Below are 15,473 nucleotides of genomic sequence, written 5' to 3'. Positions count from 1 at the left end.
GTAATGCCGGGCGACAACGTCAAGATGACGATCACCCTGATTGCCCCGATTGCGATGGAAGATGGTCTGCGCTTTGCGATACGCGAGGGTGGCAGGACCGTGGGCGCCGGTGTGGTGGCGAAAATACTAGAGTAGCGAGTGGCGGCAGGTAGCTGGTGATGAGGAAAGGTTTTTCCTGGCAACTCACCATCAGATATTCGCGACTGTTTTTAACAGGCCAGTAGCTCAATTGGCAGAGCGGCGGTCTCCAAAACCGCAGGTTGGGGGTTCGATTCCCTCCTGGCCTGCCAACAGGCTAAGGGCACATGGATAGTCAGGAAGGCATGGTGGACAAGGCAAAGCTGTTTGTGGCGTTAGCACTGCTGGTGCTTGCCATAGGCGGGTTTTACTACTACAGCGAACAGTCAACACTGGTGCGTGTGCTGGGTCTGCTGATCGTCACGATACTGGCGATTGCGGTAGCCGCCCAGACCGAGATTGGGCGTGTTGCGCGCGGCTTCCTGCTGGATGCCCGCAGTGAGATGCGCAAGGTCGTATGGCCCTCACGGCGCGAGACCACGCAGACCACGGTGGTAGTGATTATTGCCGTGATCGTAGTAGCCATCCTGCTGTGGTTGATGGATATGCTGATTCTGTGGGGTGTTAAATTGTTGACGGGTCAGGGGGGCTGAGTCATGGCGTTGCGCTGGTATGTAGTGCATGCCTATTCCGGATTTGAGAATCAGGTGGTGACGTCACTCAAGGAGCGTATTGTCCGTGGCGGCATGCAGGACAAGTTTGGCGAGATACTGGTGCCAACCGAGGAAGTAGTCGAGATGCGCGAGGGCCAAAAGCGCAAGAGTGACCGCAAGTTTTTTCCTGGCTATGTGCTGGTACAGATGGAGATGGACGATGCCGCCTGGCATCTGGTCAAGGATGTGCCGAAGGTGATGGGTTTTATCGGCGGCACCAGCGACAAGCCCGCTCCGATTACCGAGAAAGAGGCGCAGGCGATACTGCAACGCGTGCATGAGGGCGTCGACAAGCCGCGGCCCAAGGTGCTGTTTGAGCCGGGTGAGGTAGTGCGGGTGACTGATGGACCGTTTAATGACTTCAGCGGTGTGGTAGAGGAAGTTAATTACGAAAAGAACCGGCTGCGTGTTGCCGTATTGATTTTTGGCCGCTCAACGCCCGTCGAACTGGAGTTTGGGCAGGTAGAAAAAGGCTAGTAGCGAGTAGCGAGTTTCTAGTAAAAGCTCTTCCTCGCTACTAGCAACTTGTCACTCAGCGCTGTTTTTAACAGGGGAGCCGCAAGGCGTTATCACCCACATTAGGAGTTTGTCATGGCAAAGAAAATCGAGGCCTACATCAAGTTGCAGGTCAAGGCCGGTCAGGCCAACCCCAGTCCACCCGTGGGTCCCGCGCTGGGCCAACGTGGTGTCAACATCATGGAATTCTGCAAGGCTTTTAACGCCCAGACACAAGGGGTGGAGCCGGGCTTGCCGTTGCCGGTGGTCATTACAGTCTACGCCGATCGCAGCTTCACCTTTATCACCAAGACACCGCCTGCCTCGATCCTGCTCAAGAAGGCCGCCGGCATCACCAGCGGCAGCAAGACACCGAACAGTGTCAAGGTCGGCAAGGTCACGCGGGCCCAGCTTGAGCAGATCGCTACCACCAAGATGCCGGATCTGACGGCTGCCGATATGGATGCCGCAGTGCGCACCTTGGCGGGTAGCGCGCGCAGCATGGGCCTGGATACGGAGATCTGACATGACGATACTCTCCAAGCGCGCCAAGATTGTTAAGCAGAAAGTAACGCAGGGAAAGCAGTATGCCGTTGATGAGGCCTTGCGCCTGATCAAGGACTGCGCCACGGCCAAATTTAATGAATCAGTCGATGTCAGTATCAATCTGGGTATCGACACCCGCAAGTCTGACCAGACCGTACGCGGAGCCAGCGTGCTGCCTCACGGTACCGGCAAGTCCGTACGGGTCGCAGTGTTCGCGCAAGGCGCCAACGCCGATGCCGCCACGGCTGCGGGCGCGGATATCGTCGGCTTTGAAGACCTCGCCACCGCCATCAAGGGCGGCAAGCTGGATTTCGATGTGCTGATTGCGAGTCCGGATGCCATGCGACTGGTGGGTCAGCTCGGTCAGGTGCTGGGTCCGCGCGGCCTGATGCCAAACCCCAAAGTGGGCACGGTAACCACCGATGTGGCGGGTGCTGTGAAGAATGCCAAGGCCGGTCAGGTTCGCTACCGCGCCGACAAAGCCGGTATCGTACATTGCTCCATCGGCAAGGCATCCTTTGAAGTAAGCGCAATCCGGGAAAACCTGCTGGCGTTACTGGCCGAAGTACAGAAATCCAAGCCCAGCTCGGCAAAGGGTATTTATCTGAAGAAGATCACGGTCTCCAGCACCATGGGGCCGGGATTGGTGCTGGATCAGTCTAGTTTGGCGATTTAACCCCTCATTGGTTTCGCACTGCACCCCGATGTGGGTGGAGGGCGAAATGAGGGTGTCGAAGACCGCAGGTGCGCTGACTTAATCGGGTTCGCCCGGCCTGCGCAGACGGTGTTGCCTCACAAGCAGGGCAGTCCCTGATCATGAGGTCACCGTGGGTGGGTGTTTGTAATGCTGTTTAAAGAGCACCCGGTGTGACCAACGGATGACGCAGGTCATCTACACAATCAGGGAGGAGAGGCTATCCCGTGACACTGAATATTGATGACAAGAAACGTATTGTGACTGAGGTTGCGGCCATTGCGGCCAATGCCAAATCGGTGGTGGCGGCGGAATATCGCGGTCTTACCGTCGAGCAGTTGACCGCTTTGCGGATGGGCGCGCGCCAGAATGGTGTATATCTGCGCGTAGTGCGTAACACGCTTGCCCGTCGCGCATTCGCCGACACCGAGTTTGCCTGCCTGCAAGATGCTTTGGTCGGGCCTTTGCTGCTCGCGTTTTCTCGCGAGGAGCCGGGGGCCGCACCGAAACTCATCAGCGATTTTGCGAAGCTGAATGAGAGGCTGATTATCAAGGCTGGTGCGTTCAACGGCAAGCTCATGCAGCCTGCCGAGATCGACAAGCTGGCCAGGATGCCAACGCGCGATCAGGCGATCAGTCTGTTGATGGCGGTGATGAAAGCCCCCGTTGGCAAGCTGGCGCGGACGCTCGCTGCAGTGCGCGACCAAAAACAGGCTGCGTGATTCGTTTCCGCTGCTTTGTCACTATCTAATTAAATTTTGAGGAGTTAAGTCATGGCTGTAACCAAAGAAGACATTCTGGAAAGCGTAAGCAACATGACCGTGATGGAAATTGTGGATCTGATCTCCGCCATGGAAGAGAAGTTTGGTGTTACTGCGGCAGTCGCTGCGGCTGCCGGTCCTGCTGCAGGTGCCGCAGCAGCGGAGGAGCAGACGGAATTCACCCTCACCATGACCAAGTTCGGCGAGAACAAGGTCGGCGTGATCAAGGTGATCCGCACGGTTACTGGTCTCGGCCTCAAGGAAGCCAAGGATCTGGTGGAGGGCGCGCCTTCGGTGGTCAAGGAAGGCATACCCAAGAAGGACGCCGAGGATATCAAGAAGCAACTGGAAGAGGCAGGCGCTACCGCCGAGATCAAATAAGTCCGGGAAGACCTGGGTACATACACATACTCGATTCCACCGGCACTGCAAGGCCTGAGACGAGCCTGGCAGAAGCTGCCCACACGATGGCGGGTGACCTTGATGGTCACCCGCTTCTGCGCGTCTCCGTCAGCCTGGCGGAGTCCGCTGTTCGCGGTTTTGCTGTATCGATGAGGAATTAACGATGGCCTATTCATTCACCGAAAAGAAACGCATCCGTAAGGATTTCGGGAAACGTCCCAGTATCCTGCCAGTGCCTTATCTGCTGGCGATGCAGATCAATTCATATATCGAGTTTCTGCAGGCGTCCACAGCACCTGAAAAACGTGTCGATCAGGGCCTGCATGTCGCGTTGAAATCGGTGTTTCCGATCAGCAGTTATTCCGGATATGCAAAACTTGAGTATGTGAGTTACCGCCTCGGTCAGCCGGTATTTGATGTCAAGGAGTGTCAGCAGCGCGGCACTACCTATGCCGCGCCACTGCGGGTCAGGGTGCGATTGGTGATCTACGACAAGGAGGCTGCCCAGAGTGCCTCAGTGGTCAAGGACATCAAGGAACAGGAGGTCTACATGGGCGAGATCCCGCTCATGTCCGAGAATGGCACGTTCATTATCAATGGTACCGAACGCGTCATCGTATCCCAGTTGCACCGCTCGCCTGGCGTGTTCTTCGAGCATGACAAGGGCAAAACACACTCATCGGGCAAGCTGCTGTTTTCGGCGCGTGTCATACCCTACCGTGGATCGTGGCTGGATTTCGAGTTCGACCCCAAGGACATTATTTACGTGCGCATCGACCGCCGGCGCAAACTGCCGGCTACCGTATTGCTGCGGGCGCTTGAGTACACCAATGAGCAGATAATCGAGATGTTCTTTGATACCAACACCTTCAAGTTGGACAAGGAGAAGATCCGGCTTGAGTTGGTGCCATCGCGCTTGCGCGGTGAGACCATGTCGTTCGATATCTGCGACAGCAAGGGCAAGGTGATTGTCGAAGAGGGCCGTCGAGTGACTGCCCGCCATATACGTGACATCGAAAAGGCTGGGCTTAAGGCGCTTGATCTGCCGCAGGACTATCTGGTGGGTAAGGTCATCGCGCATACGGTGATCGACAAGGCCACGGGTGAAGTGCTGGCCAATGCCAATGATGAGATCACAGCTGAAATGCTGGATATGATCCGCAAGGCGGGCGTGAAAGAAATAAAGACACTTTATGTCAATGATCTTGACCGTGGCCCGTATGTTTCTGACACGCTACGGGTTGACAGTACGAAGAGTGCGCTGGAAGCTCAAATAGAAATCTATCGCATGATGCGCCCGGGTGAGCCACCCAACAAGGATGCCGCCCAGACGCTGTTTACCAACCTGTTTTTCAGCCCGGAGCGCTATGACCTGTCGCCGGTTGGGCGCATGAAGTTTAACGCCCGGGTGGGTCGTGGCGAGACCACGGGCGAAGGTATCCTGTCAAAAAATGACATCATTGATGTTCTCAAGGTGCTGATTGGCATCAAGAACGGCAGTGGTACCGTGGATGATATCGACCACCTCGGTAACCGGCGCGTGCGCTGCGTAGGCGAGATGATCGAAAACCAGTTCCGCATCGGACTGGTGCGCGTCGAGCGTGCTGTGAAGGAGCGCCTGAGCGTGGCCGAGACCGAGAACCTCACGCCGCAGGAACTTATTAATGCCAAACCGGTAGCTGCGGCAGTAAAGGAATTCTTCGGTTCAAGTCAGCTGTCGCAGTTCATGGATCAGAACAACCCGTTGTCCGAAATCACCCACAAGCGTCGTGTCTCGGCGTTGGGGCCGGGTGGCTTGACGCGTGAGCGCGCCGGCTTCGAAGTGCGTGACGTGCATCCCACCCATTACGGACGGGTATGTCCGATTGAGACGCCGGAAGGGCCAAATATCGGCCTCATCAACTCGCTTGCAGTCTATGCGCGGGTCAATGCGTATGGCTTCCTGGAGACACCCTATCGCAAGGTGGAAAATGGTCGTGTAACGGATCGCATCGACTACATGTCGGCGATCGAAGAGGGTCGATATGTAATCGCCCAGGCCAATGCCACTCTGGATGAAAAGGGTCGTCTGGTGGATGAGCTGGTTTCATCGCGGCACGACAACGAATTTGCCCTGTCAACGCCAGACCGCGTGGAATACATAGATGTGTCACCGCGTCAGATTGTGTCAGTCGCTGCCTCACTGATCCCGTTTCTCGAGCACGATGACGCCAACCGTGCACTGATGGGCTCCAACATGCAGCGTCAGGCCGTGCCAACACTGAAGGCCGAAAAGCCGCTGGTAGGTACGGGTATTGAGCGCGCTGTGGCTATCGACTCGGGCGTGGTGGTGGTGGCAAAGCGTGGTGGGCGTGTGGATTCAGTCGATGCCGCCCGCATCGTTGTGCGCGTCAATGATAATGAAACCGCCGCCGGAGAGCAGGGCGTGGACATCTACAATCTCACCAAATACATGCGCTCCAACCAGAATACCTGTATCAATCAGCGCCCGCTGGTGAATATCGGTGATGTTATAGCCTGCGGCGACGTGCTGGCCGACGGCCCGTCGACCGACAACGGCGAACTGGCGCTGGGCCAGAACGTGCTGGTCGCATTTATGCCCTGGCATGGCTACAACTTTGAAGATTCGATTCTGATTTCCGAGCGCCTGGTGGAGGAGGAGCGCTTCACCACCATTCACATCGAAGAACTGACCTGTGTCGCGCGTGATACCAAGCTGGGCTCGGAAGAAATCACTGCTGATATTCCGAACGTGGGCGAAAGCGCGCTGGCCAAGCTGGATGAATCGGGCATCGTCTACATCGGCGCAGAGGTCAAGACCGGTGACGTTCTGGTGGGTAAGGTGACGCCGAAGGGCGAGACCCAGCTTACCCCTGAAGAGCGGTTGCTACGTGCCATATTCGGCGAAAAGGCCTCGGACGTGAAGGACACCAGTCTGCGCGTGCCTTCTGGCATGGTGGGCACGGTAATCGACGTGCACGTGTTTACACGTGACGGGGTCGAAAAGGACGCCCGCGCCAAAGAAATTGAAAACGCTGAGCTGGCGAACTTCAAGAAGGATCTGCGCGATCAGCTGCGCATCATGGAGGATGACCTGTATCAGCGTGTTGAAGAAATGCTGACAGGCAAGACTGCGCAGGGTGGGCCCAAAGGGCTGAAGAGTGGCACCAAGATCACCAAGGCCTATCTGGCCGAAGTGGCCCATGAAAAATGGTTCGAAATCCGGTTGGGTAATGAAGCTGCCAATGAGCAGCTCGAGCGCATGAGTGCGCAACTCAAGCAGCAACGCAAGGACTCCGATGCCAAGTTCGACGAGAAACGTGCCAAGCTGGCTGCCGGTGACGAACTCGCCCCTGGCGTACTGAAAATGGTGAAGGTGTATCTGGCTGTGAAGCGCCGTATACAGCCCGGTGACAAGATGGCCGGGCGTCATGGTAACAAGGGTGTAGTGTCCATGATCGTACCGGTCGAAGACATGCCTTATGCCGCAGACGGTACCCCGATCGATATCGTACTCAATCCGCTCGGCGTACCGTCGCGCATGAATGTCGGCCAGGTGCTGGAGGTTCATCTCGGCTGGGCTGCGAAGGGCTTGGGTTTAAAAATTGGCCGCATGCTTGCCGCGCAGGATGACATCAAGGACGTGCGCAAGCTTCTGGATCGTATCTACAACACCAGCGGTAAAAAAGAGGATCTGAAGTCGCTCAATGACGCAGAGATTATTACGCTGGCCCAAAATCTGTGTGCTGGCGTACCTACAGCCACCCCGGTATTTGACGGTGCAACCGAGGCCGAAATCAAGCAGATGCTTGCGCTCGCTGACCTGCCCGAAAGCGGCCAGACCACGCTCTATGACGGTCGCAGTGGCGAGGCCTTTGCGCGTCAGATTACGGTGGGTTACATGTACATGCTGAAGTTGAACCATCTGGTGGATGACAAGATGCATGCCCGTTCCACGGGCCCGTACAGCCTGGTTACCCAGCAGCCGTTGGGTGGCAAGGCCCAGTTTGGTGGCCAGCGCTTCGGTGAAATGGAGGTGTGGGCGCTTGAGGCCTATGGTGCGGCCTACACCCTGCAGGAAATGCTGACGGTGAAATCTGACGACGTGGCTGGTCGCACCAAGATGTACAAGAATATTGTTGATGGCGATCATCGCATGGAACCCAGCATGCCTGAGTCGTTTAACGTGCTGACCAAGGAAATACGTTCGCTCGGTATTGATATCGAGCTGGAACAAAAATGACCTGTTGCCCGTTCCTTCTCAACCAGAGAAGGCGTGTAGCCCCTCCCAGTCAGGGCCAGTACGGTGCAGTGAGTTTAGGAGATAAACGATGAAAGACTTGTTGAATCTGTTCAAACAGCAGACTGTCGCAGAAGAGTTTGATGCCATCCGCATTGGGCTCTCGTCGCCGGAAAAGATACGCTCATGGTCTTATGGCGAGGTGAAGAAGCCGGAGACCATCAATTACCGCACCTTCAAGCCGGAGCGGGACGGTCTGTTCTGCGCCAAGATATTTGGACCGATCAAGGACTATGAGTGCCTGTGCGGAAAATACAAGCGACTGAAACATCGTGGCGTTATCTGTGAAAAATGCGGCGTGGAAGTGACGCTTGCCAAGGTGCGCCGCGAGCATATGGGTCACATTGAGTTGGCCAGCCCTGTTGCACACATCTGGTTCTTGAAGTCGCTACCGTCGCGCATGGGCCTGCTGCTGGATATGGCGTTGCGCGACATTGAGCGCGTGCTGTATTTTGAATCATTCGTGGTGATTGACCCCGGCATGACGCAGCTTGAACGCGGCCAGTTGCTGTCAGATGAAACCTACCTCGAAGCGATAGAGGAAAATGGCGACGAGTTCGACGCCCGTATGGGTGCCGAGGCAATCTACGAATTGTTGCGTACACTGAATCTCGAAGTTCAAATCGTCAAGATCAGGGAAGAGCTGGCCTCTACCGCATCAGAGACTAAAATAAAGAAACTTACCAAGCGTCTCAAGCTGATGGAGGCCTTCATCGACTCCGGTAACAAGCCGGAGTGGATGGTGATGAAGGTGCTGCCGGTGTTGCCACCCGATCTGCGGCCGCTGGTGCCGCTCGATGGGGGCCGCTTTGCCACCTCTGATCTCAATGACCTGTATCGTCGCGTCATCAACCGCAACAACCGCCTGAAGCGCCTGCTCGATCTCAACGCGCCGGACATTATTGTGCGCAACGAAAAGCGCATGCTGCAGGAGTCGGTGGACGCGTTGTTCGACAATGGCCGCCGTGGTCGCGCGATCACCGGCACCAACAAGCGCGCGCTGAAGTCGCTTGCCGACATGATCAAGGGCAAGCAGGGCCGCTTCCGCCAGAACCTGCTCGGCAAACGCGTGGACTATTCCGGCCGCTCGGTGATCGTCGTGGGCCCGACGTTGCGACTGCATCAGTGTGGCTTGCCGAAGAAGATGGCGCTGGAACTTTTCAAGCCCTTCATCTTCAGCAAGCTGGAGTTGCGTGGCCTGGCCACTACCATCAAGGCCGCCAAGAAACTGGTCGAGCGTGAAAGCCCCGAAGTGTGGGATATCCTGGAAGAAGTGATCCGTGAGCATCCGGTCATGCTGAACCGCGCACCCACACTGCATCGCCTCGGCATTCAGGCCTTTGAGCCGGTGCTGATTGAAGGCAAGGCGATCCAGCTGCATCCGCTGGTCTGTACAGCGTTCAACGCTGACTTTGACGGTGACCAGATGGCGGTGCACGTGCCGCTGTCGCTTGAGGCCCAGCTCGAAGCACGCACGCTGATGATGTCTACCAACAACATTCTTTCGCCCGCCAATGGCGAACCCATCATCGTACCATCACAGGACGTGGTGTTAGGGCTGTACACCATGACGCGTGAGCGCATCAATGCAAAAGGCGAAGGCATGATTTTCAGTGACACGGCAGAAGTGCGTCGTGCCTATGAAACCCGGGTCGTGGATCTGAACGCCAAGGTCAAGCTGCGCGTGCGCGAAGTGCTGAAAGACGGCGCGGGTGAGATGAAGGAGAATATTCGCAGGGTGGATACCACGGTTGGCCGCGCGCTGTTGTTCGATGTACTGCCGGACGGCATGTCATTCGACCACGTTAACCAGAATATGACCAAGAAGGCCATTTCGCGCCTGATCAACACCTGCTACCGCAGCGTGGGCCTGAAGGAAACCGTAATACTGGCGGATCAGATCATGTATACGGGCTTTGCCTATGCCACGCGCTCCGGCATCTCCATCGGGGTGGACGACATGGTGGTGCCTGACGAAAAGAAGGCCATCATTCACGCGGCGGAAGAGGAGGTGAAGGAGATTGAGCGTCAATACTCCTCCGGTCTCGTCACCAATGGCGAGCGCTATAACAAAGTGGTCGACATCTGGTCCCACACCAACGACCAGGTCGCCAAGGCGATGATGGAGAAGCTGGGTAGCGAGATGGTGCAGGACGCCGCTGGCAAGACTGTGAAGCAGGCTTCCTTCAATTCCATTTACATGATGGCCGACTCCGGCGCCCGTGGTAGTGCGGCGCAGATACGCCAGCTGGCCGGCATGCGTGGCCTGATGGCCAAACCCGATGGCTCGATCATCGAGACCCCGATTACGGCAAACTTCCGTGAAGGTCTGGACGTGTTGCAGTACTTCATATCCACCCACGGTGCGCGCAAGGGCTTGGCCGACACCGCGCTCAAGACCGCCAACTCCGGGTACCTGACGCGCCGTCTGGTCGACGTGGCGCAGGACCTGGTGGTCACCGAGGATGATTGCGGCACCACCCAGGGCCTGATGATGTTGCCGCTGATTGAAGGCGGTGAGGTGGTCGAGGCGCTGCGTGAACGTGTGCTGGGACGCTCCGTGGCGGAGGACGTGCTTGCGCCCGGCTCGAACAAGGTCGCGGTAGAGGCCGGCACACTGCTGGACGAGCGCTGGGTCGATACGCTGGAAGAGCTGGGTGTTGACCAGGTCAAGGTGCGCTCACCCATTACCTGTGAAACCAGCTTCGGCATCTGTGCCACCTGTTACGGGCGCGATCTGGGCCGTGGTCATAAAATCAATATCGGTGAAGCGGTGGGGGTGATTGCAGCCCAGTCTATCGGCGAACCAGGCACCCAGCTGACCATGCGCACCTTCCATATTGGTGGCGCGGCGTCACGCTCGGCCGCCATCAACAACGTTGAGATCAAGTCTAAGGGCGTGATTCGCCTGCACAATATCAAACTGGCGCGCCATCAGAGCGGCAATAATGTGGCGGTATCGCGTTCCGGCGAGTTGACTGTTCTGGATGAGTTTGGCCGCGAGCGTGAACGTTACAGGGTGCCCTACGGCGCCGTGTTAACGGTGAGTGAGGGCGATGAAGTCGCAGCGGGACAGGTGGTGGTGAACTGGGATCCGCATACGCGCCCGATCATCACCGAGGTGGCAGGGTATCTGCGCTTTAGCGACGTCATCGATGGTGTTACCGTCATACGTCAGGCGGATGAGGTGACCGGCCTGACCAGTCTGGTGGTTACCGACCCCAAACAGCGCGGCTCCAGTGCCCGTGACCTGCGCCCTATGGTGAAGCTGGTAAGCGACAAGGGCAAGGATCTGTCCATCCCCGGTACCGATATCCCGGCGCATTACTACCTGCCGCCGGGTGCCATTGTCAGCGTCGAGGATGGTGCTGCCATCGGGGTCGGCGATGCCGTTGCACGTTTGCCGCAGGAATCGTCCAAGACGCGCGATATCACCGGTGGTCTGCCGCGCGTGGCCGACCTGTTCGAGGCACGCAAGCCGAAAGAGCCGGCGATACTGGCCGAGGTCTCGGGAACAGTCGGCTTCGGCAAGGACACCAAGGGCAAGCAACGCCTGGTGATTACCGACGCCGACGGCGTGCAGCACGAGGAATTGATACCGAAATGGCGTCACGTCACGGTATTCGAGGGTGAGCATGTAGACCGCGGCGAGACCATTGTCGATGGTCCGCCGATACCGCAGGATATCCTGCGCCTGCTCGGCGTGCCCGCACTGGCCAACTACATTGTGAACGAGGTGCAGGACGTATATCGCCTGCAGGGCGTGAAAATCAATGACAAGCACATCGAGGTGACCGTGCGCCAGATGCTGCGCAAGGTCGAAATTACCGATCCGGGCGACACCCGTTTCCTCAAGGGGGAGCAGACAGAGCGCACCCGCTTGCTGGAAGAAAACCGCCGTATACAGGGCGAGGGCAAAATGCCGGCCACGTTTGAGCCGATACTGCTGGGCATCACCAAGGCCTCTCTGGCGACCGACTCCTTTATTTCGGCGGCTTCGTTCCAGGAGACCACGCGGGTGCTGACCGAGGCCTCGGTCAGCGGCAAGGTGGACGATCTGCGTGGGTTGAAGGAAAATGTGATCGTTGGCCGCCTTATCCCGGCGGGCACCGGCCTTGCCTACCATGCCGAGCGTGTGCGCAAGCGCAAGCAGGCCCAGGAGGAGGGTTCGGCAGAGGCCGCAGCCAAGGCCACGCAGACCGAGGCCATGGAGGCGCTCAATCAGGTCTTCAATGCATCGTAATAGCAGAGAATTATTGAGACATTGCTTGACGGAATATGCCTATACCCCGTAAAATTCCGAGTCTTTACTACGTAGAAACAACAGTGTTGGATTTCGTGTTGGAGCAGAACTAAGATGGCAACAACCAATCAGCTGGTGAGCAAGCCGCGCCTCCGTCAGAGGGAAAAGAGCACGGTGCCGGCGCTGGCAGGTTCACCGCAGAAGCGTGGTGTCTGCACGCGCGTCTACACCACCACACCGAAGAAGCCTAACTCGGCCTTGCGTAAAGTGGCGCGTGTGCGCCTTACCAACGGCATGGAGGTCAGCAGCTACATCGGTGGCGAAGGCCATAATTTGCAGGAACACTCCGTAGTGCTGATACGTGGTGGGCGTGTCAAGGATTTGCCGGGTGTGCGTTACCACACGGTGCGCGGTAGCCTCGATACCTCGGGTGTCAATGGTCGCAAACAGGGCCGTTCCAAGTATGGCGCCAAGCGTCCCAAGTCGTAACGGGCGCCGGGCAAGTTTTCTCACGAATACCAAATTAAGCGATAGCGGATCATGTCCAGAAGACGAGTAGCAGCCAAGCGTGTCATCCTTCCCGACCCGAAATACGGGAACGAGACATTGGCGAAATTCATGAATGTGCTGATGAAGTGCGGTAAAAAGTCCGTGGCTGAGAAGGTCGTGTACGGCGCGCTGGATCAGATCACACTCAAAAACAAGGGTGATGCGCTGGAAGTATTCAACAAGGCGCTGGAGAATATCCGTCCCATGGTCGAGGTGAAGTCTCGCCGTGTTGGCGGCGCAACTTATCAGGTTCCGGTTGAGGTGCGCTCAGGTCGTCGTACGGCTCTGGCCATGCGCTGGCTGGTAGATGCTGCACGCAGCCGGGGTGAAAAGAGCATGGGCCAGCGACTGGCTGGAGAAATTATGGATGCATCTGAGAGCAAAGGCAGTGCGGTCAAGAAGCGTGAAGAAACGCATCGCATGGCCGAGGCCAATAAAGCCTTCTCGCACTACCGCTGGTAATCATGTCAGCCGTCTTATCCAGGAATAGCAGCGTGGCACGCAAGACACCTATTGAGCGTTACCGTAACATCGGCATCATGGCGCATATTGACGCCGGCAAGACGACCACGACCGAGCGCGTACTGCTATACACCGGCGTGTCGCACAAGCTGGGTGAGGTGCACGACGGCACCGCCACGATGGACTGGATGCCGCAGGAGCAAGAGCGTGGCATCACCATCACATCGGCGGCAACCACTTGCTTCTGGAGTGGCATGGCTGGGCAGTACCCCGAGCACCGCATCAACATTATTGATACGCCGGGGCACGTAGACTTTACCATTGAAGTGGAGCGCAGCCTGCGCGTACTCGATGGCGCCTGTGCATTGTTTTGCGCGGTAGGTGGTGTGGAGCCCCAATCCGAGACAGTGTGGCGTCAGGCCAACAAATATGGCGTACCGCGTCTGGCCTTTGTCAATAAAATGGACCGCGCCGGCGCGAATTTCATGCGCGTCGTGGAGCAGATCAGGAAGCGCCTGGGCGCCAATCCAGTGCCGCTGCAACTGCCCATTGGTGCAGAAGAGCACTACCAGGGCGTGGTCGATCTGGTGAAGATGAAGGCCATTTACTGGGATGATGCAACCAAAGGCATGACGTTTGAGGAGCGCGATATCCCGCAGGAGATGGTGGCCGACTGCCAGAAATGGCGCGATAACATGATTGAGGCTGCTGCCGAAGGTTCTGAGGACTTGATGAACAAGTACCTTGAAGGTCAGGCGCTGACCGAGGCTGAGATCAAGCAGGGCCTGCGCGCGCGCGCGCTCAAGGCCGAGATTGTGCCGACCCTGTGCGGCTCGGCATTCAAGAACAAAGGCGTGCAGGCCATGCTCGATGCAGTGATTGACTACCTGCCTGCGCCGGGTGACAGGCCCGCTATCAAGGGTCACCTGGACGACGCTGCCGGAACGCTTTCCGAGCGCCATGCCGTGGACGACGAGCCGTTTTCTGCGCTGGCCTTTAAAATTGCCACCGATCCGTTTGTCGGAACGCTGACCTTCTTCCGTGTGTATTCCGGCGTACTGAAGTCCGGTGACGCGGTATTCAATCCGGTCAAGGATCAGAAGGAGCGTGTCGGTCGTATCGTGCAGTTGCACGCCAATGAGCGTGCAGAAATCAAGGAAGTCTGTGCGGGTGATATTGCCGCTGCAATCGGTTTGAAGAACGTCACCACAGGCGACACGCTGTGTGACCTCAATAACATCATTACGCTGGAGCGGATGGAGTTCCCCGAACCGGTGATTTCGGTGGCGGTGGAGCCCAAGACCAAGCCTGACCAGGAAAAGATGGGCATCGCCCTGTCCAAGCTGGCGGCTGAGGATCCGTCGTTCCGTGTGCACACCGATGAAGAATCGGGGCAGACCATCATTTCCGGCATGGGCGAGTTGCATCTGGAAATCATTGTTGATCGCATGAAGCGCGAATTCAGTGTTGAAGCCAACGTCGGCGCACCGCAGGTGGCCTATCGTGAAACCATCCGCGCTACTGTTGAACAGGAAGGCAAGTTTGTGCGTCAGTCCGGTGGCCGCGGCCAGTATGGCCATGTCTGGTTGCGCCTCGAGCCTCTGCCGCCTGGCACCGGCTATGAATTCGTCAACGGTGTGGTCGGTGGTGTTGTGCCCAAGGAATACATCCCTGCGGTCGATAAGGGTATTCAGGAGCAGATCAAGAATGGCGTCATAGCGGGGTTCCCGCTGGTCGATTTCCGTGCGACGATCTTTGATGGTTCGTACCATGACGTAGACTCGAATGAAATGGCGTTCAAGATTGCAGGCTCCATGGCGCTGAAGGAAGGCGTCAGAAAGGCCTCGCCGGTCGTGCTAGAGCCGATCATGAAGGTTGAGGTGGTGACCCCGGAAGACTACATGGGTGACGTGATGGGTGACTTGAATCGTCGCCGTGGTCTGGTGCAGGGCATGGATGATACCCCCTCGGGCAAGACCATCACAGCCGAGGTGCCGTTGAAGGAGATGTTCGGTTATTCAACCGATTTACGTTCAGCGACCCAGGGCCGCGCGACGTATACTATGGAATTCATAAAATATCTCGAGGTGCCTAAAAACCTCGCTGATGCCATTACCAAGAAACCGTAAAATAAACTCGAGGCTACGAGCATGTCCAAAGAAAAATTCGAGCGTACGAAGCCCCATTTGAATGTTGGGACGATCGGTCACGTGGACCATGGCAAGACGACGCTGACGGCGGCGCTGACCAAGGTGATGGCGGAGAAGTTTGGCGGCGAGTTCAAGGGCTA

13 protein-coding genes and 1 tRNA gene are annotated in these 15,473 nt (G+C 57.2%); all 14 read left to right on the top strand.

Annotated features, from left to right (window positions below; all coding sequences use genetic code 11):
- Positions 1-135, top strand: a 135-nt coding sequence (gene tuf / locus Q8L89_06290; protein MDP1708657.1) for an elongation factor Tu, incomplete at its 5' end; no start/stop codon positions are given.
- A 79-nt stretch (positions 136-214) separates the two neighbouring features.
- Positions 215-290, top strand: a tRNA-Trp gene (locus Q8L89_06285).
- Between the two features lie 15 nt (positions 291-305).
- Positions 306-671 (top strand): preprotein translocase subunit SecE, encoded by a 366-nt coding sequence (secE, locus tag Q8L89_06280; protein ID MDP1708656.1) that lies wholly within the window; start codon positions 306-308, stop codon positions 669-671.
- 3 nt (positions 672-674) lie between these two features.
- Entirely contained in the window at positions 675-1,208 is a 534-nt protein-coding gene (nusG, locus tag Q8L89_06275) for a transcription termination/antitermination protein NusG (GenBank protein MDP1708655.1), read from the top strand.
- A gap of 114 nt (positions 1,209-1,322) precedes the next feature.
- Positions 1,323-1,751, top strand: a complete 429-nt coding sequence (gene rplK, locus Q8L89_06270) for a 50S ribosomal protein L11 (protein ID MDP1708654.1) — start codon at positions 1,323-1,325, stop codon at positions 1,749-1,751.
- 1 nt (position 1,752) lies between these two features.
- Positions 1,753-2,448: a 50S ribosomal protein L1 gene (gene rplA / locus Q8L89_06265; GenBank protein MDP1708653.1), complete on the top strand. Its 696-nt coding sequence runs from the start codon at positions 1,753-1,755 to the stop codon at positions 2,446-2,448.
- 245 nt (positions 2,449-2,693) lie between these two features.
- Positions 2,694-3,188, top strand: a complete 495-nt coding sequence (rplJ, locus tag Q8L89_06260; GenBank protein MDP1708652.1) for a 50S ribosomal protein L10 — start codon at positions 2,694-2,696, stop codon at positions 3,186-3,188.
- Between the two features lie 51 nt (positions 3,189-3,239).
- Positions 3,240-3,608, top strand: coding sequence for a 50S ribosomal protein L7/L12 (gene rplL, locus Q8L89_06255; protein ID MDP1708651.1), 369 nt, complete (start codon positions 3,240-3,242; stop codon positions 3,606-3,608).
- A gap of 184 nt (positions 3,609-3,792) precedes the next feature.
- Positions 3,793-7,872, top strand: a complete 4,080-nt coding sequence (gene rpoB, locus Q8L89_06250) for a DNA-directed RNA polymerase subunit beta (protein ID MDP1708650.1) — start codon at positions 3,793-3,795, stop codon at positions 7,870-7,872.
- A gap of 88 nt (positions 7,873-7,960) precedes the next feature.
- Positions 7,961-12,172, top strand: a complete 4,212-nt coding sequence (gene rpoC, locus Q8L89_06245) for a DNA-directed RNA polymerase subunit beta' (GenBank protein MDP1708649.1) — start codon at positions 7,961-7,963, stop codon at positions 12,170-12,172.
- 114 nt (positions 12,173-12,286) lie between these two features.
- On the top strand, positions 12,287-12,661 hold the full coding sequence (gene rpsL / locus Q8L89_06240; protein ID MDP1708648.1) for a 30S ribosomal protein S12: 375 nt from the start codon (positions 12,287-12,289) through the stop codon (positions 12,659-12,661).
- 51 nt (positions 12,662-12,712) lie between these two features.
- Positions 12,713-13,183 carry a 30S ribosomal protein S7 gene (gene rpsG, locus Q8L89_06235; GenBank protein ID MDP1708647.1) on the top strand — a complete coding sequence of 157 codons (471 nt, stop codon included), beginning with the start codon at positions 12,713-12,715 and terminating at the stop codon, positions 13,181-13,183.
- A gap of 32 nt (positions 13,184-13,215) precedes the next feature.
- Positions 13,216-15,312 (top strand): elongation factor G, encoded by a 2,097-nt coding sequence (fusA, locus tag Q8L89_06230; GenBank protein ID MDP1708646.1) that lies wholly within the window; start codon positions 13,216-13,218, stop codon positions 15,310-15,312.
- A gap of 21 nt (positions 15,313-15,333) precedes the next feature.
- Positions 15,334-15,473 (top strand): GTP-binding protein (locus Q8L89_06225; protein MDP1708645.1); only part of this gene is annotated, 140 nt, incomplete at its 3' end.

The organism is Gammaproteobacteria bacterium, assembly GCA_030680605.1.
Taxonomy (GTDB): Bacteria; Pseudomonadota; Gammaproteobacteria; order SURF-13; family SURF-13; genus JAQBXX01.
Note: the sequence above shows the minus strand (reverse complement) of the source record. Positions and strands in the feature narration are given on the sequence as shown.